Raw genomic sequence first — 23,301 nt, forward strand, 5'->3', positions numbered from 1 at the left:
TCGTCGTCTCGGGGCGGGGGCGTCGGGCCGTCGGTCAGCGGAACATCCCGGCGGCGGCGAGTTCGGTCTGCGCATACTGCTGCCCGGCGGCGCCGAGCGCCATGCTGATGTCGCCGAGCGCGGCATCCAACTCGCGCTGTGCGGCGCGCCACCGCTCGACGACGGACTGGAAGGCGATCGACGCGCTGCCGGACCAGGATCCCTGCAGCTGGGTCAACTGGCCGAGCATCGACGCGGTCTCGGCCTGCACCCGATCTCCCGTGGCCCGGATGGTGGCGGTCGCTGCGAGGACGGCGTCGCTGTCGACGGTGAAGGCGGTCATGGCGGTTCCTTTCTGGAGGGATGCCGCCACGCTAGGCGCGCGCGCCCGCGCCGCCGCAGACCGGGGTTCGCCCGGGGATGAGTCCGGGTCCGCGGCGGTTGGGGAGGAGGCTCAGTCCTCGGCTCCGGGCGTCCGGGGGAGCGGCTGCGTCGCGAGGTCGAGGTAGGGACCGGCCGTGGCGCGGTCGACCGCGAGGGGGAACGAGACGATGAAGGTCGCCCCGCCGCCGGGGGTGTCGGTGACGCGGATGCTGCCCTGCAGCGCGGCGACGATCGACGCGACGATCGAGAGGCCGAGGCCCGAGCCGCCGGTCTCGCGGGTGCGGGACGAGTCCGCGCGCCAGAAGCGCTGGAAGATCTTGTCGCGGATCTGCTCCGGGACACCCTCGCCGTGGTCGGACACGGCGATCCATCCTCGCTCGGCGTCGAGGTCCACGCCGACGGAGAGCTCGATCGGGGTCCCCTCGGGCGTGTACCGGCGCGCGTTGCCCAGCAGGTTCGCCACGACCTGACGGATGCGGTTCTCGTCGCCGAGGACGATCGGGACCGGCTGCACCGGCAGCCGGCGGGCGATCGGACCCGTCTCGAGAGCTGTCGGCGGTGCGGCGTCCGTCTTCTCCGCCTGCCGGGGGCGTCGCCGCAGCAGGCGCGTGGCGCCTGCGATGGAGGTGCGCGGGCGCTTCGGCGCAGCATCCGGCTCCGTCAGCACCGCCAGGGGGATGGCGGCGGTCGGGGTCTGCCCGGTGAAGGTGACCTCGCGGTCTGGTGCGGCGGCGCGGGCGTCGAGGGCGGCATCCCGTGCGATCGGGCGGAGGTCGACGGGGACCACGGCGAAGTCGCGCTGCTCGTCCAGACGAGCCAGGGCGAGGAGGTCCTCGACCAGGGCGCCCATCCTGATCGCCTCCTTCTCGATGCGCTCCATCGCCTGCGCTGTGGCCTCGTGCCCCTGGATGGCGCCCATCCGGTAGAGCTCGGCGTATCCCCGCACGGTGACGAGGGGGGTCCGCAGTTCGTGGCTCGCGTCGCCGATGAACCGCCGCATCCGGTCGACCGTCGAGTCGCGCTCGCCGAGCGCCTCGTCGATCCGGTCGAGCATCACATTGACGGCGGTCTTCAGACGGCCCACCTCGGTGCCGGGGGCGACGTCGGTCATGCGCTGGCTGAAATCGCCGCTCGCGATCGTCATGGCCGTCGATTCGACCTGCCCCAGCCCGCGGAAGGCGAGCGTGACGAGCCCGCGCGTGAGCACGGCGCTGCACAGGATGACGAAGAGGGCGAGGATCGTGTAGATGCCGATGTAGTTGCCGACCGTGCGGTTCACATCGCTGAGCGGCAGGGCGACGAGCTGGGTGTAGTAGTCGCGGGAGCCTTCGAGCGGGAGGGTGTCGACGCTGGCCCGGTAGCGGATCGTCCCGTCGGCGGAGGCCAGGTCGAACGGGGTCGTGCCGTAGAGCACCGTGTCGTCGAGGGGGAAGGACGACGGGAACTCCGGTGGCGAGACGCCGGACTGACCGCCCGCGACGGCGACGCGTTCCCCGTCGCCCTTGCCGCTGTACACCGCGACGAAGAAGTCGGTCGGTGCGGCCGCGATCGGCGTGAACGTCGCCTCGCCGTCCTCGACGGTGATGTTCATGAGGTTGCTCGCGATGTCGGTCGTCACCGTCTGCGTGAGCGACTGATCGACCGAGGCGAGCTGGGCGTTGCGGAGGAAGATCATCGTGCCGACGCCGGCGCCGATCAGCCCGAACGCGAGGACGCTCACCGTGACACCGGTGACCTTCGCGCGCAGGCTGATGCCGCGCCACCATCGTGTGACGCGGTCGTGCGAGTCCGAGCGGCTCAGGTCGAGCCTCCGATCAGGAGGTGCGGTCGGCCTTCAGCATGTAGCCGAAGCCGCGCTTGGTCTGGATCAGCGGCTCGGAGGAGTGCGGGTCGATCTTCCGGCGGAGGTAGGAGATGTAGCTCTCGACGATCCCGGCATCGCCGTTGAAGTCGTACTCCCAGACGTGGTCGAGGATCTGCGCCTTGCTGAGCACCCGGTTGGGGTTGAGCATCAGGTAGCGGAGGAGCTTGAACTCGGTGGGGGAGAGATCGATCGATGCGTCGCCGACCTGGACGTCGTGCGTGTCCTGATCCATGGTGATCTCGCCGGCCTTGATGATCGAGTCCTCATCGGCCTGCATCGTGCGGCGCAGGATCGCCTGGATGCGCGCGACGATCTCGTCGAGGCTGAAGGGCTTCGTGACGTAGTCGTCGCCGCCGACGTTGAGGCCCTCGATCTTGTCCTCGGTGGCATCCTTCGCGGTGAGGAAGAGGATGGGAGCCGTGTAGCCGGCGCCGCGCAGGCGCTTGGTCACGGAGAACCCGTTCATGTCGGGGAGCATCACGTCGAGGATGATGAGGTCGGGTTCTTCCTCGAGGACGGCGGAGATCGTCTGCGCGCCGTTCGCGACGGCGCGGACCTGGTAGCCGGCGAACCGGAGGCTCGTGACCAGCAGGTCCCGGATGTTCGGCTCGTCGTCGACGACGAGGATGCGCGGTGCGGTCATAGGCCCATACTGGCACCGGAATCGATCGGTTTGCTGGACATTCCGGTCCTGCGGGCCCTCGCGGTACTATCCCCGGGCAGTGTGCGTCAGGATGGGACGGTGACCGTCCCGACGCCCGTCCCTGCCCCGCACCGACCCGCCCCGGCGCTGCCCGCAGACGCCACAGGGCCGGGCCTCGCCTTCCACCGACTGCTCTTCGCGCGTCGCCGTCGAGGGTGGTGGACGCCGCTGGCGACGGGTGCCATCGGCATCACGATCTACCTCATCGTCTCGACCGTCATCGGTGCGGTCTTCGCGGTGTCCGTCGTCGTGTCGGACCCGCTCGCCAGCCCGACCGCGATGCTGGACCGGATGCTGACGATCGACGTGACGGACCCGGTGGGGCTCGCCGTCATCCTGCTCTCGCTGGCGATCCTGTGGCCGATCTACCTGCTCTCGTCCTGGATCGTGAACGGCCGCCGCGTCGGACTCATCTCGTCCGTGGCCGGAGCGCTCCGCTGGAAGTGGCTCCTCCTCTGCGCGGGTGCGGCCGTCGTCGTCTACATCGTGGTGTCCGGGCTCACGTTCCTCCTCCCCGCCGAGGAGGCGGCCGGCACCCTGGTCGCGCCCGAGGACAACCCCGCCTTCGTCGCGTCGCTGTTGATCGTCCTGCTCCTCGTGCCCTTCCAGGCGACGGCGGAGGAGTACATCTTCCGCGGATACCTCATGCAGACCGTCGGGCGTTGGTTGAAGCATCCCGCGTGGGCGATCCTGCTCCCGGTCCCGCTGTTCGTGCTGGGGCACCTCTACGACTGGATGGGGCAGGCGAGCGTCGGGGTGTTCGCGATCGCGGCCGGCTGGCTGACGTGGCGCACCGGCGGGCTCGAGGCGGCCATCGCCCTGCACGTCGTCAACAACCTCGTCGCGTTCGGCTTCTCCGTCTTCGGGCTCAGCGACGCGGCGGCGACGGAGACGAGCCTCGCGAGCCTGGTGTCGTCCACCGTCATGATCGCCGCGTTCGTGGGAGTCGTCGAATGGCTGTGGCGCCGCGGCGACGGCCGTCGGACCCTGCGCCTCACGCCCGCGCCCGAGCCGGTGTACGCGGCCCCCGTCTTCGCAAGCGCATACGGCCAGCCGCCGGTGTACGGGCAGCCGCCGGTGTACGGGCAGCCGCCGGTGTACGGGCAGCCGCCGGTGTACGGGCAGTCGCCGGTGTATGGGCAGCCGCCGGTGTACGGGCAGTCCCCGGTCTACGGGCAGCCCCCGGTGTACGGGCAGCCGCCGGTCGACGGGCCGCCGATCCCGGCGCCGTACGACGGGCCGCCGCTCGCACCGAACCAGGCACCGCGCTGGGGGGAGTATGCGCCCACTCCGGACGCCTCGCCTTCGCCCGACGCGCCGGCCAGCCCGTCGCCGGGCTCTTCCGACGGCGGCGGTGCAGGCGGGACGGATGCCGGCTCCTCCGGCGGCGGGTCGGGGTCGTCCGCGGACTGACCCCGACGGCTCACGCCGCGGTCAGCCGGTCGGCGTCGAGGATCGTGTAGCTGTACCCCTGCTCGGCGAGGAATCGCTGCCGGTTCTGCGCGAAGTCCTGGTCGACGGTGTCGCGGGCGATGAGCGTGTAGAAGCTCGCCTTGTGTCCGTTGGACTTCGGCCGCAGCAGTCGGCCGAGTCGTTGCGCCTCTTCCTGGCGGGAGCCGAACGAGCCGGACACCTGGATCGCGACTGACGCGTCGGGCAGGTCGATGGAGAAGTTCGCGACCTTCGACACCACGAGCACAGGGATGCGGGCGTGCCGGAAGTCGTCGAAGAGCACCTCGCGCTCGTCGACGGGTGTGGAGCCGGTGATCTTCGGCGCGCCGAGCTCCTCGGAGAGGATGTCGATCTGGTCGAGGTACTGGCCGATCACGAGGATCTGCTCGCCCTCGTGCTTCGCGACGAGGTCGCGGACGACGTCGATCTTCGCGTGCGCGGTCGCCGCGAGGCGGTAGCGCTCGTCGTCGGCGGAGGCCGCGTACTCGAGGCGATCGGACGCCGGCAGGTCGATGCGCACCTCGTAGCAGACGGCGGGGGAGATGAAGCCCTGCGCCTCGATCTCCTTCCACGGGGCGTCGAAGCGCTTGGGGCCGATGAGGCTGAAGACGTCGCCCTCGCGGCCGTCCTCGCGCACGAGCGTCGCGGTGAGGCCGAGCCGGCGACGTGCCTGCAGGTCGGCGGTCAGCTTGAAGACGGGGGCGGGGAGCAGATGCACCTCGTCGTACACGATGAGTCCCCAGTCGAGCGCATCGAGCAGCGCGAGGTGCGCGTACTCGCCCTTCCGCTTCGCCGTGAGGATCTGGTACGTCGCGATGGTGACCGGCTTGACCTCCTTGGACTGGCCGGAGTACTCGCCGATCTCCTCGGGCGTGAGCGAGGTGCGCTTGAGCAGTTCGTCGCGCCACTGGCGGGCGCTCACGGTGTTGGTCACGAGGATGAGGGTCGTCGTCTTCGTGTCGGCCATCGCCGCGGCGCCCACGAGCGTCTTGCCCGCGCCGCAGGGGAGGACGACGACACCCGACCCGCCCTCGCTGAAGATGTCGACGGCCTTGCGCTGGTACGGGCGCAGGGACCAGCCGTCCTCGTGCAGCTCGATCTCGTGCGGGGTGCCGGGCGTGAAGCCCGCGTGGTCCTCGGCGGGCCAGCCGATCTTCAGCAGCTCCTGCTTGATCTGCCCGCGCGCCCACGCGTCGATGACGTAGGTGTCGGGCGTCGGGTGGGCGATGAGGAGGGGCTGGATGCGGCGGTTCCGCGCGATCTCGGCCAGGACGGCCTTGTCGGTGGAGCGCAGGATCAGCACGCCCTCGGCATCCCGCTCGATCACCAGGCGGCCGTAGCGGCCCACCGTCTCGCGGAGGTCGATGGACACCGACGGGGGGACGGGGAACTTCGCCCACTTCTCGAGCGTCGCGAGCATGTCCTCGGCGTCGTGGCCGGCGGCCCGCGCGTTCCAGAGCCCCAGCCGGGTGATCCGGTAGGTGTGGATGTGCTCGGGGGCGCGTTCGAGCTCGGCGAAGATCGCGAGTTCGTGCCGAGCGTTCTCCGCGTCGGGGTGCGCCACTTCGAGCAGCACCGTGCGGTCGCTCTGGACGATGAGGGGGCCGTCAGCCATAGCGGACAAGTCTACCGGGGCCGTCGCGGGGCGGCGTCGCCCGGCATCCGTCGCCCTCGGGGCGCTTTCGCGTCGGCCCGTCGCAGACGGTCGTCTCCGATCTGCCGTCGCGACCATGCGAGGCGGTTCGTTGCCGGTGTCAGGCGGGGCGCACGCTGACGATGCTCGACAGGGGCAGGGTGCGCTCGACGTCGGCGGCCCGGTCCCGACCGCGCAGCCGCCCGCCGCCGAGGCCCGCGGCCTCGAGGGTGACCGCGCGTTCGGTGCCGTCGGGCATCCGCACGACGATGTCGATGGTCGCGCGGGTGCGGACCGCCTGCTCGAGTTCACGTTCGAGCCAGGCGGCATCCGCGTCCTCCGAGAGGCTGTCCCGCAGTGCGCCGATGAGGGTCGCGTAGCGCTCACCCGCCGAGGCGACCGGGGCGTCGGTGTCGGCGGTCTGATGACGATCCAGCGCGCGCGGGGCACCGGCGGCATCCACCGCCAGCACAGGGTAGCGGGCGTCGGCGAGCATCCAGAACGTCGTGTCGGCTCCCGTGCGTGTGAGGAGTGCGTCGCGGTCGAGCACGAGACCCAGCGGGCGCAGCGCCTGGTCGACGTTCAGCGCCTCGAGCAGGTCGCGGTCGCCGGTGACCCGGGTGAAGCCCTGTGCATCGGGACCGACGCGCAGCGCGCCGTGCCTCGTCGCGGCACGCTCGATCTCGTACGCCAGGGGCTGCGGCAACCCCGTGAGCGACAGTTCGCTGAGGAACGAGGTGAGGGATGCCGCGGTCTCGCCGGCGGCGAAGGCGGCACCGATCGTGTCGGCGGTGAACCGGTAGGTCGCCGCCTGCGCACGCGATTCGCGCCGCGCGGCCGTGCGCAGCCGCTGGTCGAGGCGTGGCTCGAGGGGACCCGGCGCGATGGCGGTCAGGTCGTTCTGCAGGTAGACCTTGTCGACCTCGTGGGGGAGCAGCGCGCGCAGGGCGTCGGCGTCGGCATCCCGGCCGTCCGCGAGACCCGCCGCCCACTCCGGCGGCACGCCGTCGGGGCCGAGCGCGGCCCACTGCACGAACATGGTCGCGAGGGCGGTGACGCGCTCGGGCCACACCGGGTCGAACGGGTGCGCAGACGCCCACTCCGACGCGGGCCGCCAGCCGCCGTCGCTCGAGCGGAGGGCTCGCGGCATCCGGTCGCGCAGGCGTCCGGCGACCTCGAGCCAACGCGCGAGGGTGCGGGTACCGAGCCAGGACGTGCCTGCCTCGGTCACGAGCCACGACCGCTCCGAGCCCGCCAGCAGGCCGGTCTCGACTGCGATCCCGACGAGCGCATCGGCGTCGGCGGAGGTCGTGGCGGCGCCGATCTCGACGAGGCGACGCCGATCGTTGGCGCTGAGCGCGCCGGAGCCGATGCGGGCGAGCGGGGCGCGGGCGGCCGCGTGCAGGATGTCGGCGAGTGAGGCGACCGCGTCGAAGGCGCGCTCGGCCGCGGCCGCGGGGGATTCCGGGGCGCCGCCGAACAGTGCGGGGGCGTCGACGGGCTCGGCTGCGGCCAGGGCGGCGGCGACCGCGTCGTACGGGCGTCCGTCGTCGCCCACGAGGGCAGCGTCGCGCAGGGCGTCTCGGAGCGGTGCTGCGACCGGGCCACCGTGGTCGATCGCGGTCCGCAGAGCGGCGGCATCGCGGTCGGCGAGCTCGGCGACCGCGCGCCCGACGGCGGCGGGGTCGAGGAGGGCGTCGGCGGCGTCGAAGAAGTCGGTCCAGGTGACGGCGGGGTTCACCCGGCGCAGGTCGAAGATGATCGCGAGGGCATCCGGGTCGAGGGTCGCGAGGCGGGTCGCGAGCGCGCGAGCGTCGGAGGCGGTCACGATCAGCGGCCCTTGTTCGCCCGGCCCCTTCTAACGAAGGTCATGATCAGCAGCGTCAGCAGCAGGGCGAACGCGATCGGCGGGGCGATGTAGACGACGAGCGTCACGACCGGCCAGGCGCCGCCGGCGAAGTCGGACTGCTCGAGGCCGAGGGGGCCGCTCGCGATGATGATCGAGAAGAAGCACACGACCGACAGGATCAGCAGCCCCAGCGACATGAACGCGAGGATGCGGTCGACGCGGCGGACGGGCAGATCGCCGGCCGGGGGCTGAGTGCTCATCCGATCAGAGTAGCGGCTCGCCGTCGTGTCGTAGGCTGGGAGGGGGGCTGAGACGGTCCCACTTTTCCATGCCCGCGCGCGGGCTCGAACAGCGAGGTCAGACACATGCCCACCGGCAAGGTCAGGTTCTACGACGAGGCGAAGGGCTTCGGCTTCATCACCACCGATGACGGCCAGGACGTCTTCCTGCACGCGACGGCGCTTCCCGCCGGGACCGAGACGATGAAGCCCGGCACGCGACTCGAGTTCGGTGTCGCCGACGGTCGTCGCGGTCTGCAGGCGCTCGCCGTCCGGGTCTTGGACGCACCCGTCAGCCTCAGCAAGCGCAATCGCAAGCCCGCCGACGACATGGCGGTCATCATCGAGGACCTCGTGAAGCTGCTCGACGGCATCGGCGGGGATCTGCGCCACGGGCGGTACCCGAGCGGATCGCACGGCAAGAAGGTCGCCGCCGTCCTCCGCAAGGTCGCCGAAGACCTCGATGCCTGAGTCCGACGAACAGCGTCCCGCGGACGTCGAGCCCATCGTCGACGTCGCCGCCGAGGACGAGATCGCGGATGCCGCAGCCCGCAACGCGGCGGCGGACGAGGCCGCCTCGGGCGACGTCGGCGAATCACTGATCGAGATCGCCGACGAGTCGGCGGCCGCGGAGACCGACGCGTCGCCGCAGGCGGACGACTCGGCCGAGACCAAGGCGGGGACCGACGGACAGTCCTCGGAGCCCGCCGAGCCGACGCAGATCGATCCGCGACTGTTCGAGGCGCACGAGCTCGCCCGCGCCGCACTGCTCGAGGTCACTCCGGAGTCGTCGATCGGCGCTGCGGCCGACTCCGTCGTCGAGGACGGCGGCGTTGTCTCGCTGCGGTTCGCGAACCGGCTCGCCGGCTACCCCGGCTGGTTCTGGACGGTGAGCGTCGCGGTCGTCGAGGACGCGGAGCCCACTGTGCTCGAGGTCGAGCTGCTTCCCGGCGACGGCGCATTGCTTGCTCCGGAATGGCTGCCGTGGGCCGAGCGGCTCGCCGAGTACCAGGCGGCGCAGGCGGCAGCGACCGACGCCGAGGACGACGAGTCGGACGACGACCTCGATGACGACGAGGCAGCCGATGACGAGGACGTCGACGATCTCGACGGTGCGGACTTCGACAGCGACGGGTCGCCGATCCTCCACGCGGGCGACGTCGACGGCGTCGACATCGACGAGCTCGACGAGGAGGACGACTCCGAGGACGACTCCGACGACGAGGATGACTCGGACGAGGACGACGACTCCGACGAAGAGGATGACTCGGACGACGAGGATGACTCGGACGAGGATGACGACTCGGACGAGGATGACGCCGACGAGGATGACGACTCGGACGAGGATGACGCCGACGAGGACGACGATTCGGACGAGGATGACTCCGACGAGGACGACGACTCGGACGACGGCGAATCGCTGCGCGAGTACTGAGCGTCGCGGCATCCGTGCCGACGCGAGACGAGAACGGCCCCGAGGGTGGACACCCACGGGGCCGTTCCGCGTCGGGGGTCAGTCCGCGAGGTGCTCGACCGTGTAGTCGATCGCCGCGATGAGCTGCCGCACGTCGGCGGGCTCGATGGAGACGAAGGTCGCGACGCGCAGCTGGTTGCGTCCGAGCTTGCGGTACGGCTCGGTGTCGACGATGCCGTTCGCGCGGAGGCTCTTCGCGATCGCGGCCGCGTCGACGGACTCGTCGAAGTCGATCGTGACGACGACGGGGGAGCGGTCGGCCGGGTCGGCGACGAACGGCGTCGCGAAGGATGCGGCATCCGCCCATTCGTACAGGGCGCCCGAGGACTCCGCGGTGCGGGCCCCCGCCCAGGCGAGGCCGCCGTTGCCGTTGATCCACTGCAGCTGCGTGTCCAGGAGCTGCAGGGTCGCGATGGCCGGGGTGTTGAGCGTCTGCTCCAGGCGCGAGTTGTCGAGCGCGTTCTTGAGGCTCAGGAACTCGGGGATGTACCGACCGGATGCCGCGACCCGCTCGATCCGCTCGATCGCGGCCGGCGACACCGCGGCGTACCAGAGGCCGCCGTCCGAGCCGAGGTTCTTCTGCGGAGCGAAGTAGTAGACGTCCGTCTGGGCGATGTCGAGGTCGATGCCGCCCGCCGCGCTCGTCGCGTCGACGACCGTCAGCGCGCCGGCGTCGCCATGCACACGCGAGATCGCCGTCGAGACGCCCGTGGAGGTCTCGTTGTGCGGCCATGCGTAGACGTCGACGCCTTCGACGGCCTCGGGCGCGGCACTCGAGCCGGGCTCGGCCTTGCGGACATCCGGCGCCTCGAGCCACGGAGCACCCGCCGCTTTCGCGAACTTGCCGCCGAACTCGCCGAACACGAGGTTCTGGGCGCGCTTCTCGATGAGACCGAAGGACGCCGCGTCCCAGAACGCGGTCGAGCCGCCGTTGCCGAGGAGGATCTCGTAGCCGTCGGGAAGGCGGAACAGCTCCGCGAGGCCGGACCGCGTGCGACCGACGAGGTCCTTCACGGGCGCCTGGCGGTGCGAAGTGCCCAGCAGCGACGCCCCCTGCGTGACGAGCGCCTCGAGCTGCTCGGCGCGCACCTTTGAGGGGCCGCAGCCGAAGCGTCCGTCGACGGGGAGGATCTCACGGGGAAGGGTCACAGTCGCCATGCCGAGAGTCTAAAGCGCGGGCCCCGGTGCGCCCCGCCGTGTGACGCCCCGGTGACCCGGCGCCGGATAGGCTGGAGAGGCACTGTCACCCCGCGCGAAAAGGCCCCTGATGACCGATCTCATCGACACCACCGAGATGTATCTGCGCACCATCCTCGAGCTCGAGGAGGAGGGCATCACGCCGCTGCGCGCCCGCATCTCGGAGCGCCTCGGGCACTCCGGTCCGACCGTCTCGCAGACCATCGGGCGCATGGAGCGCGACGGCCTCGTCGTCGTGTCGGAGGACCGGAAGCTCGAGCTCACCGGCTCGGGGCGCCAGAAGGCCGTCGACGTCATGCGCAAGCACCGCCTCGCCGAGCGCCTGCTCTCGGACGTGATCGGCCTGGACTGGGCGTACGTGCACGAGGAGGCCTGCCGCTGGGAGCACGTGATGAGCGAGCTCGTCGAGCGACGTCTCATCGAACTGCTCGACCACCCGACGGAATCGCCGTACGGCAACCCGATCCCGGGGCTCGACCAGCTGGGCGACGTGCCGGCGAACGCCTTCGACAGCGGTGTGGTCGGACTCGTCCGTCATCTGAACGATGCCGACGGCCCGGTGAGCGCCAGCATCCGCCGCCTGGCCGAGCCCATCCAGGTCGACCCCGAACTGCTGTCGCAGCTGCGCGACGCGGGTGTCGTGCCCGGCCGGACCGGCTCGTTCCGGTTCAGCGAGGGGTACGTCCTCGTCGAGATGGACGACGTCGACGAGGCCCTCGAACTCCCCGTCGAAGTCGCCTCGCACATCTTCATCGTCGACGCCCGCGCCGCCTGAGCATCCGCCGCGAGCCGGGGCATCCGCCCGCTCGAGCGTGACTTATTCGTTACCTTCGGGTAGCCTCGGAGGGTCCAACGGCGAGAAGCCCGCCACGGACCGCTCCTCGAGTTGCCTCATCGGTTCGTCGTTCGCGGAGTGCCCCGTACATCTGTGCCCGACACTGAGTGCCGACGAACCAGCATCCGAACCCCCCTGGATGCGGAGGCGCCGGAGGATAGCTTGGCTGAAGAGTTCCACCCGTCGAACGAGATTTCTGAGGCGTCGACGGCCCCCCGAAAAGGTCGCCTGATCCGTCGCACGCCGGCGAAGACGCCGGCTGTCCGGTCAGCGACCGGCAAGACCCACCCCGTCCGCAGCTTCGTGACCCTGGCCGCAGTCGCCGGCATGGTCGCGACCGTGGCCATCCCCGCCTTCGCAGCGGCGGATCGAGGCGACGTCGCCGAGGCCGTCACGCTGCAGCAGGTCTCCGCCGACGACGCGCAGTCGCTCGTCGTCGCGTCGGAGGGCACTCCCGAGACCCTCGAGCGCGGAGGGTACTCCGCGACCACGCCCGAGGAGATCCAGGAGAAGAAGGAGAAGGAGGCCGCCGCGAAGGCCGCCAAGGCTGCGCTCGCCGCGCGCCTTGCCGCCGCCAGCGCCGCGAGCAGCAGCTCCGGCGACGGGCAGTCGTCGAGCTACTCGTCGTCCGTTCCCCTCGTCGCCCCCGGCTCCGGCACGGTCCGCCGTCCGCTCGCCCGCTTCGACAACTTCGGCCGCCCGTATGCCGGACACAAGGGCACGGACTACATGGTCGGTCGCGGCGAGCCGATTTACTCGGTCGCCGACGGCACCGTCGTCGCCTCGTCCGAGTCGGGCCCCGGCTGGGGCGTGTACGTGAAGATCTCGCACAACGTCGGCGGCACCAACGTCACGTCGCTCTACGCGCACATGGACTGGGGCACGCGTCGCGTGTCGGTCGGAGACCGGGTCTCGGCTGGTCAGCTGATCGGCCAGGTCGGCGACACCGGCCGCGCCAACGGCACCCACCTGCACCTCGAGATCCGCGTGAACAACGGCTACACGAACGCCGAGTCGTGGCTGCAGGCCAACGCCGGCTGACGACACGACGCATCCGTTCTCCTGCTGTTCACCCCCGGGTCCACCGGGGTGCATTACTCTGACCCCGACGCTCGTGTGAGCCGAGGGGAAGCCGTATGGACATCGAACCCCGCATTCGCAACCGGAATGCGCTAGGTCGCCATGTGCTGCGGCATCACGTGCACCACCATCACCACGACTTCGGTCGTGCGATCAAGGCGCTGTCACTATGACGGCGTCTTTTTTCGTGCCCGCACCCTCTCGCCCGCACCGCGTCGCTTCGCAGAACCGGAAAGCCGCTGAAGCCGTCACGGCAGTTCGAGAGGACACTCCCATGCGCACCTTGGTGCTGAACGCAGGTTACGAACCCCTGGCCGTCATCTCCTTCAAGCGGGCCCTCGTGCTCGTCATGACCGAGAAGGCCACCATCATCGAGCGCGTCGAGGAGGATCCCGTCTGGGCCGCCCACGACGTGTTCGACCGCCCGGCGGTGATCCTGCTCACCCGGTACGTGCGCATCCCGGCCGGCCGCCGGGTGCCGGTGACCCGGCGGGGCGTGCTGCGCCGCGACGGGCACCGCTGCGCGTACTGCGGCAAGAGCGCCACGACGATCGACCACGTCATGCCGCGCTCGCGCGGGGGAGCGGACTCATGGGAGAACCTCGTCGCGGCGTGCCTGCGCTGCAACAACATGAAGGGCGATCGCACGCCGCAGGAGATGCGCTGGGAGCTGCGATGGATGCCGCTGCCGCCGCACGGCGCCGGTTGGCGCGTGCGCGGCACCGAGCGCACCGACCCCGCCTGGGAGCCGTACCTGGCCCTCGCGGCGTAGCGGTGCGTGCCGCCTCGCGGCCTCAGTGCCTCGCGCGGTCCTGCACAGCGCGGCGGGGACGCAGGGTGAACGCCAGCAGCACGACGATGGCGCCGGCGATCGGGTAGACGATCAGCGCGGTCCGCAGGTCGGTCTGCTCGGCGAGCAGGCCGACGGCGGGCGGCGCGAAGAGGAAGCCGAGGCGCATGAGCCAGGCGAGGAACGTGAGTCCCGACCCTGCGCGCAGGCCCGGCATCTCGTCCGCGGCGTGCATCGCAGCGGGCACGATCGTCGCCGACCCGAAGCCGGCTGCCGCGAGCCCGATGATCGTGCCGGGGATGGTCGGGAAGGCGAGTGCGAGGCCGAGGCCGAGCGCGATCAGGATGCCGCCTGCCCGTGCCACGGCCACAGCACCGAAGCGGTCGGTGAAGCGGTCGCCGAGCATCCGTCCGACGAACTGCGCGCCGATGAGGGCGATGTACCCCGTCGCGGCGATCGCACCGATCGCGCCGAGGGAATCGGAGAGGTAGAGCGTCGACCACGAACTGCCGAGGTCCTCGACCATCGCGCCCGCGATCGCGATGACGACGAGCGCTGCCAGCAGCGCGATCGCGCGGATGCCGGGTCGCACCGTCGGGACGACGGGAGCCGCGCCGGTCGTGTCATCGAGGGAGCGCTCGCCGGTGCGCGGCAGGCAGAACCGCCACGCGATGAGGGCGGATGCCGAGAACACCACGCCTGCGATCGCGAGGTGCACGGGCACCGGGACCCCAAGGGCGATGGCGCCGGCGGCCATCGCGCCGCCGAGGACGGCGCCGACGGACCAGATCGCGTGGAGGGAGTTGATGATGGAGCGGCCGAACCGGCGCTGCACCTCGAGGCCGTGGGTGTTCTGTCCGACGTCGACGATGGCGTCGAGCGCACCGCCGAGGAACATCGGGATCGCGAACAGGATCGCGGTCGGCGCGAAGCCCGCAGACAGCAGGGCGATCGCGATGAGGACGGTGCCGACGGCGGCGACGGGCGCCGAGCCGAAGCGGCGCATGAGGGGAGCGGCCAGCAGGCCCAGGACGAACGAGCCGAGCGGCCACGCCGCGAGCAGCAGGCCGTAGACGGCGGTGTCGACGCCGAGCGTCTCTTTGATCTCCGGCAGCCGCGGGACGATGTTCGCGAAGAGGGCGCCGTTGGTGAGGAAGAGGGCGGAGACCGCGAAGCGGGCGCGACGGACCTCGGGAGGGACGACGGTGGGCATGCGTACGATCGTACACGTCGTGTGTACGATCGTACGCAAGGAACGGAGGACGCATGTCGACCGACTACTTCGCGGGAGATCCGCGTACGAACCGCGAACGGATGCTGGCGGGCGAGCTGTACATCGCCGACGACCCCGAGAGTGCCCGCATCGCCCGCAAGGCCGTGGTGCTCAGCGACGCCTACCACCGCGCGGTCGTCGCAGGGGACGAGGGGGCGCGGGGCATCCTGAGCGACCTCGTCGGCACCCTCGGGCCGGATGTGGAGATCAAGCCGCCGCTGTTCGTCGACTACGGCGAGAACATCCACGTCGGCGCGCGGACGTTCGTCAACTACAACCTGACCGCGCTCGACGTCGCCCCGATCGTGATCGGGGAGGACTGCCAGCTCGGTCCGAACGTGCAGCTGCTCACGCCGACGCACCCGATCGCCCCGCAGCCGCGACGCGACAAGCTCGAGGCGGCGAAGCCGATCACGCTCGGCGACAACGTGTGGCTCGGCGGCGGGGTCATCGTGTGCCCGGGCGTGACGATCGGCGACAACTCCGTGATCGGGGCGGGATCGGTCGTGACGCGAGACATCCCCGCGAACGTCGTCGCGGTCGGCAACCCCGCCCGCGTGATCCGTGAGATCGGCGATGACGACCGCGGCTGATCCCCGGCCGCGCCGGATGGATCCCGAGCGCCGCGACCGCATCGTCGACGCATGCCTCGAGGTGATCGCGGAATCCGGGGTGGCGGGAGCGTCCGCGAGACGCATCGCCGCCGCGGCGGACGTGCCGCTCGGGTCGGTGACGTATCACTTCGTGACGATGGACGCCCTGCTGCGCGAGGCGTTCACCCGGTTCAGCGAGACCGTCAGCGACCGGTTCGTCGCGCGCATGGCCGAGGCGCAGACGAGGGATGCCGCGGCGACGGCCATCGTCGAACTCATCGAGTTCGACGTGCTGGCCGACCGCGGCGAGCTCGTCCTCACACACGAGCTCTACACGCTCGCCGCGCACGATCCCGGCTACCGTTCGCTGACGAACGCGTGGATGGCGCGGAGTCGAGCGGCCCTCGAGGCGCACTTCGACGCGGCGACCGCCCGCATCCTGGACGCCCTGATCGAGGGGCTGACGATCCACCGCGCCCTCGACATCGAGGCGCCGCCGGTCGGGACGGCCGCCGACGCGGTGCGCCGGGTGATCGGCTGATCAGCTGCCGGATTCGACCCACGCGTACGGCAGGAACTTGCCGTCGATCGTGATGACGACGCGGTCCCCGTCGGGGTGCGGGACGCGGTCGAGCGAGATGCTGCAGTTGATGGCGCTCATGATGCCGTCGCCGAACCGGTCGTGGATGAGCGCCTTGAGCGCGGGGCCGTAGACCTGCACGAGCTCGTGGAAGCGGTAGATCGTGGGGTCGCTCGACAGGTCGGCCTCGGCCGCACGATTCGGCTGGCGGGTGAGGGCGTGGACGATCGCCTCGTCGAGGCCCAGGGCATCGCCGAGGCGTTCGGCTTCGACGTCGGACAGTGCGTGCATGCCGAGGACGGCGGCGGCGGTCCACACCGGCGGACGTCCGATGAGCTCGCTGACGGCGTCCCACGAGAGGCCGCTCGTGCGTCGCGCCTCGTCGATCAGTGCGCTGGCGGTCTGCTTGCTGATGATCTGGGGGAGTGCCATGGGACGTCCTCTCGTCGGGGTTCGTCCCATCGGACCAGTCGCGGCGGGTGGCCTGACAGGAAGAACGCGCACGGATGCCGGCGTTCCGCGCACGCGTGACACGGTCGAAACGCGCGCGACGCGGCGGGGCAAAGCGGGGTGTCTAGCGTGGGCGCATGGCGGCGGTGGAGGAGTGGATGCACGCGGTGGTGGATGCTGTGCCGCAGCCGCTGTGGGTGATCGGACCCGGTGGGGCCGTCGCCCACGTGAACGCCGCCGCGGGCCGCCTGCTCGGCTACGCCGACGCCCGTGGACTCGTCGGCGGGCCGAGCCACGAGGCGCTGCACGCCTGCCGCCCCGACGGCTCCGCCTATCCCGCGCACGAATGCCCGATCGTCCACGCGTCCGCGCACGGCGGCGATCCGCGCGGGTTCGAGGTCTTCGTCACGAGCGCGGGCCGGCCGGTCGACGTCGCCTGGCGGGTGGCCGAGCTGCCGCTGCCGGAGCACCGGCTGCTGTCGTTCGCCGCGCAGCCGGGTGTGCCGGTCGCGAGGGGTGTGCCCACGGCATCCGCTCTACGCGCGCAGATCGCGGCGCGCCACCGCGACCCGGAGTTCGGCGTCGACGTGCTCGCGCGCGACGCCCACGTGTCGGTGCGCACGGTGCAGGCCGTGCTGGGCCGAGCGGGGGAGAGTCCCGCCGCGCTCATCCGCGAGCACCGACTGGCGTCTGCGGAGGTGCTGCTGCGCGACGGGATGCCGGTGGCCGCCGCCGGGTACGCCGCGGGCTTCCGCGACCCGGGCACCTTCGCGCGGGCGTTCCGGCGCCGGTTCGGCGTCGCGCCCGGGGCGGTCGCGCGCGCGGCGGGCTGAGGGGCGCGCTGCCGGCGGGTTCGGGGTGTCGTCGGATTCGGAGGATGTCGCCGGATTCGGATCGGAATGCGGGTGGTGATCCGAATCCGACGCGGATCTCCGAATTCGAGAACGGGCCTGATGAGGCGCGACCGCGTCTCGGCGTCGGCGCAGGCTCGATGTCGGAAGCCGTGCGTATCTTCGAACTCGACCGCTTGAGTCACTCGAACAAAGCTTCTACCATGTCGAGGTGAGATCCATCGTGCGCACCACCGCCACTGCCCAAGAGGTGCAGCGGCTGCGTGCGCAGATGGCCCAGATCCAAGGGCGCAAGCTCGATGCGCCGCCCCTCCCTACTCATCCTGCCTTGGCTGAGCTGCTGCCGGGCGGGGGACTGCGCCCCGGATCGTCGTACGCGATCGGCGGTTCGATGTCGCTGCTGTTCGGTCTGCTCGCCCAGCCATCGCAGACCGGCAGCTGGTGCGGGGTGGTCGGGATGCCGGGGTTCGGCGCCGAAGCGGCCGAGAAGGCGGGCGTCGACCTGTCGCACCTCGTGCTGATCCCCGAACCGGGGCCGCGCTGGCTCGCGGTCACCGCGACGATCGCGGACGTGCTGCCGGTCGTCGCGGTGCGGCCGCCGAGCAGAGCGAAGGATGCCGAGATCTCGCGGCTCGCGGCGCGCATGCGCGAGCGCGGCGTGGTGCTGCTCGTGCAGGGGCCATGGCCGCAGACCGAGGCGATGATCGACGTGACCGATGCCCGCTGGTCGGGCCTCGGCGACGGGTACGGCGTGCTCGAGGGGCGCGAGCTGACCGTCACCGTGACGAGCCGGCGCTTTCCGGTGCCGAGGTCGTCGCGGATGCTGCTGCCCGCCCCAGACGGGGCGATCGCGGTGCGCGAGCAACCTGTCGCCCCCCTGGTCGACCTGCCGATGCGGGCGGTGAGCTGATGGATCCCGCACTCGTCGACACCGGCACCGAGCCGGTCCGGAGCCTCGTCGTGTGGGTGCCCGACTGGCCGGTCGTCGCGCTCGCCCGCGAGGGGCTCGCCGAGGCCGAGGGGCCGATCGCCGTCTTCGCGAAGGGGATGGTCTCCGCGACCTCGCCGGCCGCGCGCGCCGACGGGGTGCGCCGGGGGATGCGGCGCCGCGACGCGCAGGCGCAGTGTCCGCAGCTGCAGGTCGTCGACGCCGACGAGGCGCGCGACCACCGCACGTTCGCGCCGCTCATCGCCCGACTCGAGGAGATCGCCCCCGGTGTGCAGCTGCGCGAGCCGGGGCTGTGCGCGCTGCGGGTGAAGGGGCCGGCCCGGTTCTACGGCGGCGAGGCGGGCGCGGCGACGGCGCTCACCGGCGCGCTCGCCGAACTCGGCCTGCACGACGTGCGTGCGGGTGTGGGCGACGGTCCGTTCACGGCGGAGCAGGCCGCCCGCACCACCGGCCCGGACGCGCCGATGCGGATCGTGCCGCCGGGCGCGGCGGCCGCGTTCCTCTCGCCCCTGCCGGTGACGGCGCTCGAGGACGAGGCGGTCGCGAGCCTGTTCGCACGACTCGGCATCCACACCCTCGGTCAGCTCGCCGCGCTGCCGCCCGCGCGACTCGTCGAACGCCTCGGCCCCCGCGGCGCGCGGCTGCACGCCCTCGCGTCGGGGCTCGATTCGCAGCCGGTGCAGCCGCGCACGCCGCCGCCCGAGCTCGAGCGCGAGGTCAGCTTCGAGCCGCCGCTCGAGATCGCAGATCAGGTGGCGTTCGGCATCCGGCTCGCGGCGGAGCAGTTCATCTCGGGGCTCGGCGCCGTCGACCTGGTCTGCACCGAGCTGCGCGTCGCGCTGACGGGCGACCGCGGCGACCACAGCGAGCGGGTGTGGCTGCATCCGGGCGCGTTCGACGCTGCAGCCGTCGTCGACCGGGTGCGCTGGCAGCTCGCCGAGCGCGGGCTCCGGAGCGCGGTCGCGAAGGTGCGGATCGCGCCCGAGCGGGTGGACGCGGCATCCCATCACGTGAAAGGCCTGTTCGGCTCGGGGCCGGAGGAGCGCGTGCACTCGGCGCTCTCGCGCGTGCAGGCGATGCTCGGGCACACCGGCGTCGTCACCCCGCAGGTCGGCGGCGGCCGGTGGCTCGCCGAGCGGCAGGTGCTCGTGCCGTGGGGCGATCGTGCCGTGATCGCCGAGCGGGCGCGGCCGTGGCCGGGGAGCCTGCCCGACCCGCTGCCGGCGACCGTGTTCCCCGAGCCGGTGCCCGTCGCCGTCATCGACCGCGACGACGACATGGTCGCCGTCGACGGCCGCGGCGAGCTGACGGCCGAGCCGGTCGCGCTGATCCTCCCCGGAGCGCCGGACGCGTCGGGGGCGCGGAGGCCCCGGCATCCGCGTCGCATCGGGTCGTGGGCGGGACCGTGGCCCGTCATGGAGCGGGGGTGGGATGCCGCACGCGCCCGTCGCGCGCACCGGTTCCAGGTCGTCGACGAGGCCGAGACCGCGTGGCTGCTCGTGTGCGAAGAGGGCGTCTGGCATGCCGAGGGCAGGTACGACTGATGGGGTGGGGCAACAACCCGTCGGTCTCGTGGTCGGAGATGGAGCGGATCCTCAGCGATCGGCGCCGCCCCGACGGGGCACCTGCGGGCACCGACGGCGGCGACAGTCCGGCGTGGTCGCACAAGCGCGGCAAGTACCGCGCGCCCGAGATCGAACGGCCGCTCGACGCCGTGCCGTACGCCGAGCTGCACGCGCACTCGTCGTTCTCGTTCCTCGACGGGGCGTCCTCGCCCGAGGACCTCGTCGAAGAGGCGGAGCGGCTCGGCCTGCACGCGCTCGCGATCACCGACCACGACGGGTTCTACGGCATCGTCCGGTTCGCCGAGGCGGCCGAGCACCTGCAGCTGCAGACCGTCTTCGGCGCGGAGCTGTCGCTGGGGCTGCCCGGTCCGCAGAACGGCGAGCCCGACCCGCACGGCAGTCATCTGCTCGTCCTCGCCCGCGGTGAGGAGGGGTATCACCGGCTCGCCGCCGCGATCACGCACGCGCAGCTGTCGGGCGGCGAGAAGGGGCGCCCGGTCTACGACCTGCACGACCTCGCCGATCGAGCGGGCGGGCACTGGCAGGTGCTGACCGGATGCCGCAAGGGCGCCGTCCGGCAGGCGCTCGCCGCCGACGGCCCGGCCGCCGCGGCGTACGAGCTCGACCGGCTCATCGACCTGTTCGGGCCCGAGCGGGTCGACGTCGAGCTCATCGACCAGGGGGCGCCGACCGACTCGCGTGACAACGACGTGCTCGCCGCGCTCGCCGCCGAGCGAGGCCTGCCGGTCGTCGCATCGAACAACGTGCACTACGCCGTGCCCGAGAAGGTGCACCTCGCGGCGGCGGTCGCGGCGGTGCGGGCGAACCGCGGGCTCGACGAGCTCGACGGGTGGCTGCCGTCGCACGCGAGCGCCCACCTGCGGTCGGGCGCCGAGATGGCGCGGCGGTTCCGGCGGTACCCGGGCGCGGTCGAGCGCACGGTCGAGCTCGCCGATGCGCTCGCGTTCCCGCTGCGGCGCGCGAAGCCCGCGCTGCCGAAGATGCAGGTGCCCGAGGGGCACACGCCGATGACGTGGCTGCGGCACCTCGTGTGGGAGGCAGTGCCCCGCAAGTACCCGGATGCCACCGACGCGAACCGTGCGCGCATCGAGAAGGAGCTCGGGGTCATCGAGCAGAAGGACTTCCCGGGGTACTTCCTCATCGTGCACGGCATTGTGCAGGAGGCGCGGCGCCGCGGCATCCTGTGTCAGGGACGCGGATCCGCCGCGAACAGTGCCGTCTGCTACCTGCTCGACATTACCGCGATCGACTCGATCTTCTACGATCTGCCGTTCGAGCGGTTCCTGTCGGCGCTGCGCGACGAGGAGCCCGACATCGACGTCGACTTCGACTCGGACCGGCGCGAGGAGATCATCCAGTGGGTCTACGAGACGTACGGGCGCGAGCGGGCGGCGCAGGTCGCGAACGTCATCCAGTACCGGCCGAAGAACGCCGTCCGCGACATGGCGAAGGCGCTCGGGCACTCGCCGGGGCAGCAGGATGCCTGGTCGAAGCAGGTCGAGCGCTGGGGTGCCGTGCTCGACACCCCGCCCGACCACGACATCCCGGAGCGGGTGGTCGAGTACGCGGGTGAGCTGCTGAAGGCGCCCCGGCACCTCGGCATCCACTCCGGCGGCATGGTGCTGACGGACCGTCCGGTCGGCGAGGTCGTGCCGATCGAGCACGCGCGCATGGAGGACCGCACCGTCATCCAGTGGGACAAGGACGACGCCGCGTGGATGGGGCTCGTGAAGTTCGACCTGCTGGGACTCGGGATGCTCGCCGCCTTGCAGTACTGCTTCGACATGATCGCGGCGGCGACGGGGGAGCAGTGGTCGCTCGACACGATGCCGAAGGAGGAGGCCGCGGTCTACGACATGCTGTGCCGGGCCGATTCGATCGGGGTGTTCCAGGTCGAGTCCCGCGCGCAGATGGGCCTGTTGCCCCGCCTGCAGCCGCGGAAGTTCTACGACCTCGTGGTCGAGATCGCCCTCATCCGTCCGGGGCCGATCCAGGGTGGGGCGGTGCACCCGTTCGTGCGGCGCAAGCTCCGCGAGGAGCCCATCACCTACGCGCACCCGAAGCTCGAGCCGGTGCTGGAGCGGACGCTCGGCATCCCGGTGTTCCAGGAGCAGCTCATGCAGATGGGCATGGCCGTCGGGGACCTGTCGGGAGAGGATGCCGACCTGCTGCGCCGCGCAATGGGGTCCAAGCGCGGCATCGAGCGGATCGACTCGCTGAAGAAGAAGCTGTACGAGGGGATGGCGCGCAATAACCTGACCGGCAAAGCCGCCGACGACATCTACGTGAAGATCCAGGCGTTCGCGAACTTCGGCTTCGCCGAGAGCCACTCGCTGTCGTTCGGGCTGCTCGTGTACGCGTCGTCGTGGCTGAAGCTGCACTATCCGGCGGCGTTCCTCGCGGCGCTGCTGCGCGCGCAGCCGATGGGGTTCTACTCGCCCGCGACCCTCACCGCCGACGCGCGGCGGCACGGGGTCGAGGTACGCCGGCCGGACCTGCACGCCTCGGGAGTGGACGCGGGGCTCGAGCCGGTGTCGGTTCGGGCGTCGGTTCGCGAGGAGATGGGGGTTCCCGAGGAGGGTTTCCGAGGTTTCGCTCCTCGGGAAGCGTCATCTCCTCGGTTCTCGACGGGGGCGGATGCCGGGGGTCCCGGTTCGGGCGATGCCTCCGAGGCAGCGCACCGCCGCGCGCCGACGGGCCGGGACTCGTGCGCCGACCGCATCCAGCCGCCTGTGCCGGAGTTCGATCGGTCGCTGCCGGACGAGTCCGCGGCGCACCGGCGCGACGGACACTTCGCGGTGCGGCTGGGGCTTGCCTCGATCACGGGCATCGGGGTGCCGTTGGCGACGAAGATCGTGGCGGAGCGGGAGGCATCCGGTCCGTATCGGGACCTGCGCGACCTCGTGCGAAGGACGGGCGCGACGGCGGCGCAGCTGGAGGCGCTCGCGACGGCGGGCGCGTTCGAGTGCCTCGGGATCACGCGGCGCGAGGGTATCTGGCTGGCGGGGGATGCCGCGCAGGACCGGCAGGAGTTCCTCGCGGGGTCGCTGGTGTCGGTGCAGCCGCCGCTGTTCCCCGACCAGTCGAGCTACGACGTGCTCGCCGCGGACCTGTGGGCGACGGGGGTGTCCGCCGACGATCATCCGCTGACGCACTACCGGTCGCAGCTCGATGCGCGCGGGGTGATCACCTCACGCGGGATGCGCGAGCACGAGGTCGGGCGGCGCATCGAGGTCGCAGGTCTGGTGACGCATCGGCAGCGGCCGGCGACGGCATCCGGGATCACGTTCCTCAACCTCGAGGACGAGCACGGCGTCATGAACGTCATCTGCTCGGTCGGGGTGTGGAACAGGTACCGCCGCATCCTGCGCGACAGTCCCGCCCTGATCGCTCGCGGCATGCTGGAGCGGTCCCCGGAGGGTGTGACGAACCTCGTCGCCGACGGGTTCGACGACCTGCGGGTCGGGGTGCAGCACCGGTCGCGGGACTTCCGATGAACGC

General features: G+C 71.6%; 21 protein-coding genes. 12 read left to right on the forward strand and 9 right to left on the reverse strand.

What is annotated here, in order from left to right; translation table 11 throughout:
- Positions 1–34: 34 nt before the first annotated feature.
- The 3 genes from KZX17_RS09010 to KZX17_RS09020 all read right to left on the reverse strand — a co-directional run bounded on the left by KZX17_RS09010 (position 35) and on the right by KZX17_RS09020 (position 2,870).
- A complete protein-coding gene (locus KZX17_RS09010; RefSeq protein ID WP_248172276.1) occupies positions 35–322 on the reverse strand; it encodes a WXG100 family type VII secretion target in 288 nt (95 codons plus the stop codon).
- Positions 323–433: 111 nt separating this feature from the next.
- Complete coding sequence (locus KZX17_RS09015; RefSeq protein WP_248174769.1) at positions 434–2,038, reverse strand: cell wall metabolism sensor histidine kinase WalK; 1,605 nt, start codon at positions 2,036–2,038, stop codon at positions 434–436.
- Positions 2,039–2,177: 139 nt separating this feature from the next.
- Positions 2,178–2,870, reverse strand: a complete 693-nt coding sequence (locus KZX17_RS09020; protein ID WP_248172278.1) for a response regulator transcription factor — start codon at positions 2,868–2,870, stop codon at positions 2,178–2,180.
- Positions 2,871–2,969: 99 nt separating this feature from the next.
- Here KZX17_RS09020 and KZX17_RS09025 point away from each other — a divergent pair, with 99 nt between their 5' ends.
- Positions 2,970–4,343, forward strand: coding sequence for a type II CAAX endopeptidase family protein (locus KZX17_RS09025; protein WP_248172286.1), 1,374 nt, complete (start codon positions 2,970–2,972; stop codon positions 4,341–4,343).
- A 10-nt stretch (positions 4,344–4,353) separates the two neighbouring features.
- Here the strand turns inward: KZX17_RS09025 and KZX17_RS09030 are convergent, their stop codons facing one another.
- The 3 genes from KZX17_RS09030 to KZX17_RS09040 all read right to left on the reverse strand — a co-directional run bounded on the left by KZX17_RS09030 (position 4,354) and on the right by KZX17_RS09040 (position 8,124).
- Positions 4,354–5,997: a DNA repair helicase XPB gene (locus tag KZX17_RS09030; RefSeq protein ID WP_248172288.1), complete on the reverse strand. Its 1,644-nt coding sequence runs from the start codon at positions 5,995–5,997 to the stop codon at positions 4,354–4,356.
- 139 nt (positions 5,998–6,136) lie between these two features.
- Positions 6,137–7,843: a helicase-associated domain-containing protein gene (locus KZX17_RS09035; protein ID WP_248172290.1), complete on the reverse strand. Its 1,707-nt coding sequence runs from the start codon at positions 7,841–7,843 to the stop codon at positions 6,137–6,139.
- 2 nt (positions 7,844–7,845) lie between these two features.
- Positions 7,846–8,124: a multidrug ABC transporter ATPase gene (locus KZX17_RS09040; protein ID WP_248172292.1), complete on the reverse strand. Its 279-nt coding sequence runs from the start codon at positions 8,122–8,124 to the stop codon at positions 7,846–7,848.
- A 105-nt stretch (positions 8,125–8,229) separates the two neighbouring features.
- Here KZX17_RS09040 and KZX17_RS09045 point away from each other — a divergent pair, with 105 nt between their 5' ends.
- The gene (locus KZX17_RS09045) at positions 8,230–8,613 is read left to right on the forward strand and encodes a cold-shock protein (RefSeq protein WP_248172294.1); all 384 of its coding nucleotides are present in this window, start codon (positions 8,230–8,232) and stop codon (positions 8,611–8,613) included.
- Positions 8,606–9,577: a DUF3027 domain-containing protein gene (locus KZX17_RS09050; protein WP_248172296.1), complete on the forward strand. Its 972-nt coding sequence runs from the start codon at positions 8,606–8,608 to the stop codon at positions 9,575–9,577. The genes KZX17_RS09045 and KZX17_RS09050 overlap by 8 nt, the downstream gene beginning before the upstream one ends.
- Positions 9,578–9,655: 78 nt before the next feature.
- Here KZX17_RS09050 and serC read toward each other — a convergent pair whose 3' ends face one another.
- Positions 9,656–10,774, reverse strand: a complete 1,119-nt coding sequence (gene serC, locus KZX17_RS09055; protein WP_248172298.1) for a phosphoserine transaminase — start codon at positions 10,772–10,774, stop codon at positions 9,656–9,658.
- Between the two features lie 109 nt (positions 10,775–10,883).
- Between serC and KZX17_RS09060 the strand changes: the two genes are divergently transcribed.
- The 3 genes from KZX17_RS09060 (at position 10,884) to KZX17_RS09070 (ending at position 13,500) form a co-directional block, all read left to right on the forward strand.
- A complete protein-coding gene (locus KZX17_RS09060; protein WP_248172300.1) occupies positions 10,884–11,588 on the forward strand; it encodes a metal-dependent transcriptional regulator in 705 nt (234 codons plus the stop codon).
- Positions 11,589–11,810: 222 nt separating this feature from the next.
- Positions 11,811–12,689, forward strand: a complete 879-nt coding sequence (locus tag KZX17_RS09065; RefSeq protein WP_248172302.1) for a M23 family metallopeptidase — start codon at positions 11,811–11,813, stop codon at positions 12,687–12,689.
- A 313-nt stretch (positions 12,690–13,002) separates the two neighbouring features.
- A complete protein-coding gene (locus KZX17_RS09070) occupies positions 13,003–13,500 on the forward strand; it encodes an HNH endonuclease (protein ID WP_248172304.1) in 498 nt (165 codons plus the stop codon).
- A gap of 22 nt (positions 13,501–13,522) precedes the next feature.
- Here the strand turns inward: KZX17_RS09070 and KZX17_RS09075 are convergent, their stop codons facing one another.
- A complete protein-coding gene (locus KZX17_RS09075) occupies positions 13,523–14,731 on the reverse strand; it encodes an MFS transporter (protein ID WP_248172305.1) in 1,209 nt (402 codons plus the stop codon).
- 53 nt (positions 14,732–14,784) lie between these two features.
- Here KZX17_RS09075 and KZX17_RS09080 point away from each other — a divergent pair, with 53 nt between their 5' ends.
- Complete coding sequence (locus tag KZX17_RS09080) at positions 14,785–15,384, forward strand: sugar O-acetyltransferase (protein WP_248172307.1); 600 nt, start codon at positions 14,785–14,787, stop codon at positions 15,382–15,384.
- Positions 15,368–15,925, forward strand: coding sequence for a TetR/AcrR family transcriptional regulator (locus KZX17_RS09085; protein ID WP_248172309.1), 558 nt, complete (start codon positions 15,368–15,370; stop codon positions 15,923–15,925). The genes KZX17_RS09080 and KZX17_RS09085 overlap by 17 nt, the downstream gene beginning before the upstream one ends.
- Here the strand turns inward: KZX17_RS09085 and cynS are convergent, their stop codons facing one another.
- On the reverse strand, positions 15,926–16,396 hold the full coding sequence (gene cynS, locus KZX17_RS09090) for a cyanase (protein WP_248172311.1): 471 nt from the start codon (positions 16,394–16,396) through the stop codon (positions 15,926–15,928).
- Positions 16,397–16,551: 155 nt separating this feature from the next.
- Here cynS and KZX17_RS09095 point away from each other — a divergent pair, with 155 nt between their 5' ends.
- The 4 genes from KZX17_RS09095 (at position 16,552) to KZX17_RS09110 (ending at position 23,297) form a co-directional block, all read left to right on the forward strand.
- Positions 16,552–17,247 (forward strand): AraC family transcriptional regulator, encoded by a 696-nt coding sequence (locus tag KZX17_RS09095; protein ID WP_282443648.1) that lies wholly within the window; start codon positions 16,552–16,554, stop codon positions 17,245–17,247.
- Positions 17,248–17,488: 241 nt separating this feature from the next.
- Entirely contained in the window at positions 17,489–18,175 is a 687-nt protein-coding gene (locus tag KZX17_RS09100; RefSeq protein ID WP_248174771.1) for a hypothetical protein, read from the forward strand.
- On the forward strand, positions 18,175–19,758 hold the full coding sequence (locus KZX17_RS09105) for a DNA polymerase Y family protein (RefSeq protein WP_248172313.1): 1,584 nt from the start codon (positions 18,175–18,177) through the stop codon (positions 19,756–19,758). Before KZX17_RS09100 ends, KZX17_RS09105 begins: the two co-directional genes overlap by 1 nt.
- Complete coding sequence (locus KZX17_RS09110; RefSeq protein WP_248172314.1) at positions 19,758–23,297, forward strand: error-prone DNA polymerase; 3,540 nt, start codon at positions 19,758–19,760, stop codon at positions 23,295–23,297. Before KZX17_RS09105 ends, KZX17_RS09110 begins: the two co-directional genes overlap by 1 nt.
- Positions 23,298–23,301: the final 4 nt, after the last annotated feature.

This window comes from Microbacterium sp. EYE_78 (genome assembly GCF_023149035.1).
Classification (GTDB): domain Bacteria; phylum Actinomycetota; class Actinomycetes; order Actinomycetales; family Microbacteriaceae; genus Microbacterium.

What these genes read in the sequence shown, in the direction of transcription:
- KZX17_RS09010 (WP_248172276.1), bottom strand. Translation starts at nt 322, where the DNA reads ATGACCGCCTTCACCGTCGACAGCGACGCCGTCCTCGCAGCGACCGCC.
- KZX17_RS09015 (WP_248174769.1), bottom strand. Translation starts at nt 2,038, where the DNA reads ATGATCTTCCTCCGCAACGCCCAGCTCGCCTCGGTCGATCAGTCGCTC.
- KZX17_RS09020 (WP_248172278.1), bottom strand. Translation starts at nt 2,870, where the DNA reads ATGACCGCACCGCGCATCCTCGTCGTCGACGACGAGCCGAACATCCGG.
- KZX17_RS09030 (WP_248172288.1), bottom strand. Translation starts at nt 5,997, where the DNA reads ATGGCTGACGGCCCCCTCATCGTCCAGAGCGACCGCACGGTGCTGCTC.
- KZX17_RS09040 (WP_248172292.1), bottom strand. Translation starts at nt 8,124, where the DNA reads ATGAGCACTCAGCCCCCGGCCGGCGATCTGCCCGTCCGCCGCGTCGAC.
- KZX17_RS09045 (WP_248172294.1), top strand. Translation starts at nt 8,230, where the DNA reads ATGCCCACCGGCAAGGTCAGGTTCTACGACGAGGCGAAGGGCTTCGGC.
- KZX17_RS09050 (WP_248172296.1), top strand. Translation starts at nt 8,606, where the DNA reads ATGCCTGAGTCCGACGAACAGCGTCCCGCGGACGTCGAGCCCATCGTC.
- serC (WP_248172298.1), bottom strand. Translation starts at nt 10,774, where the DNA reads ATGGCGACTGTGACCCTTCCCCGTGAGATCCTCCCCGTCGACGGACGC.
- KZX17_RS09060 (WP_248172300.1), top strand. Translation starts at nt 10,884, where the DNA reads ATGACCGATCTCATCGACACCACCGAGATGTATCTGCGCACCATCCTC.
- KZX17_RS09070 (WP_248172304.1), top strand. Translation starts at nt 13,003, where the DNA reads ATGCGCACCTTGGTGCTGAACGCAGGTTACGAACCCCTGGCCGTCATC.
- KZX17_RS09075 (WP_248172305.1), bottom strand. Translation starts at nt 14,731, where the DNA reads ATGCCCACCGTCGTCCCTCCCGAGGTCCGTCGCGCCCGCTTCGCGGTC.
- KZX17_RS09080 (WP_248172307.1), top strand. Translation starts at nt 14,785, where the DNA reads ATGTCGACCGACTACTTCGCGGGAGATCCGCGTACGAACCGCGAACGG.
- KZX17_RS09085 (WP_248172309.1), top strand. Translation starts at nt 15,368, where the DNA reads ATGACGACCGCGGCTGATCCCCGGCCGCGCCGGATGGATCCCGAGCGC.
- cynS (WP_248172311.1), bottom strand. Translation starts at nt 16,396, where the DNA reads ATGGCACTCCCCCAGATCATCAGCAAGCAGACCGCCAGCGCACTGATC.
- KZX17_RS09095 (WP_282443648.1), top strand. Translation starts at nt 16,552, where the DNA reads ATGGCGGCGGTGGAGGAGTGGATGCACGCGGTGGTGGATGCTGTGCCG.
- KZX17_RS09105 (WP_248172313.1), top strand. Translation starts at nt 18,175, where the DNA reads ATGGATCCCGCACTCGTCGACACCGGCACCGAGCCGGTCCGGAGCCTC.
- KZX17_RS09110 (WP_248172314.1), top strand. Translation starts at nt 19,758, where the DNA reads ATGGGGTGGGGCAACAACCCGTCGGTCTCGTGGTCGGAGATGGAGCGG.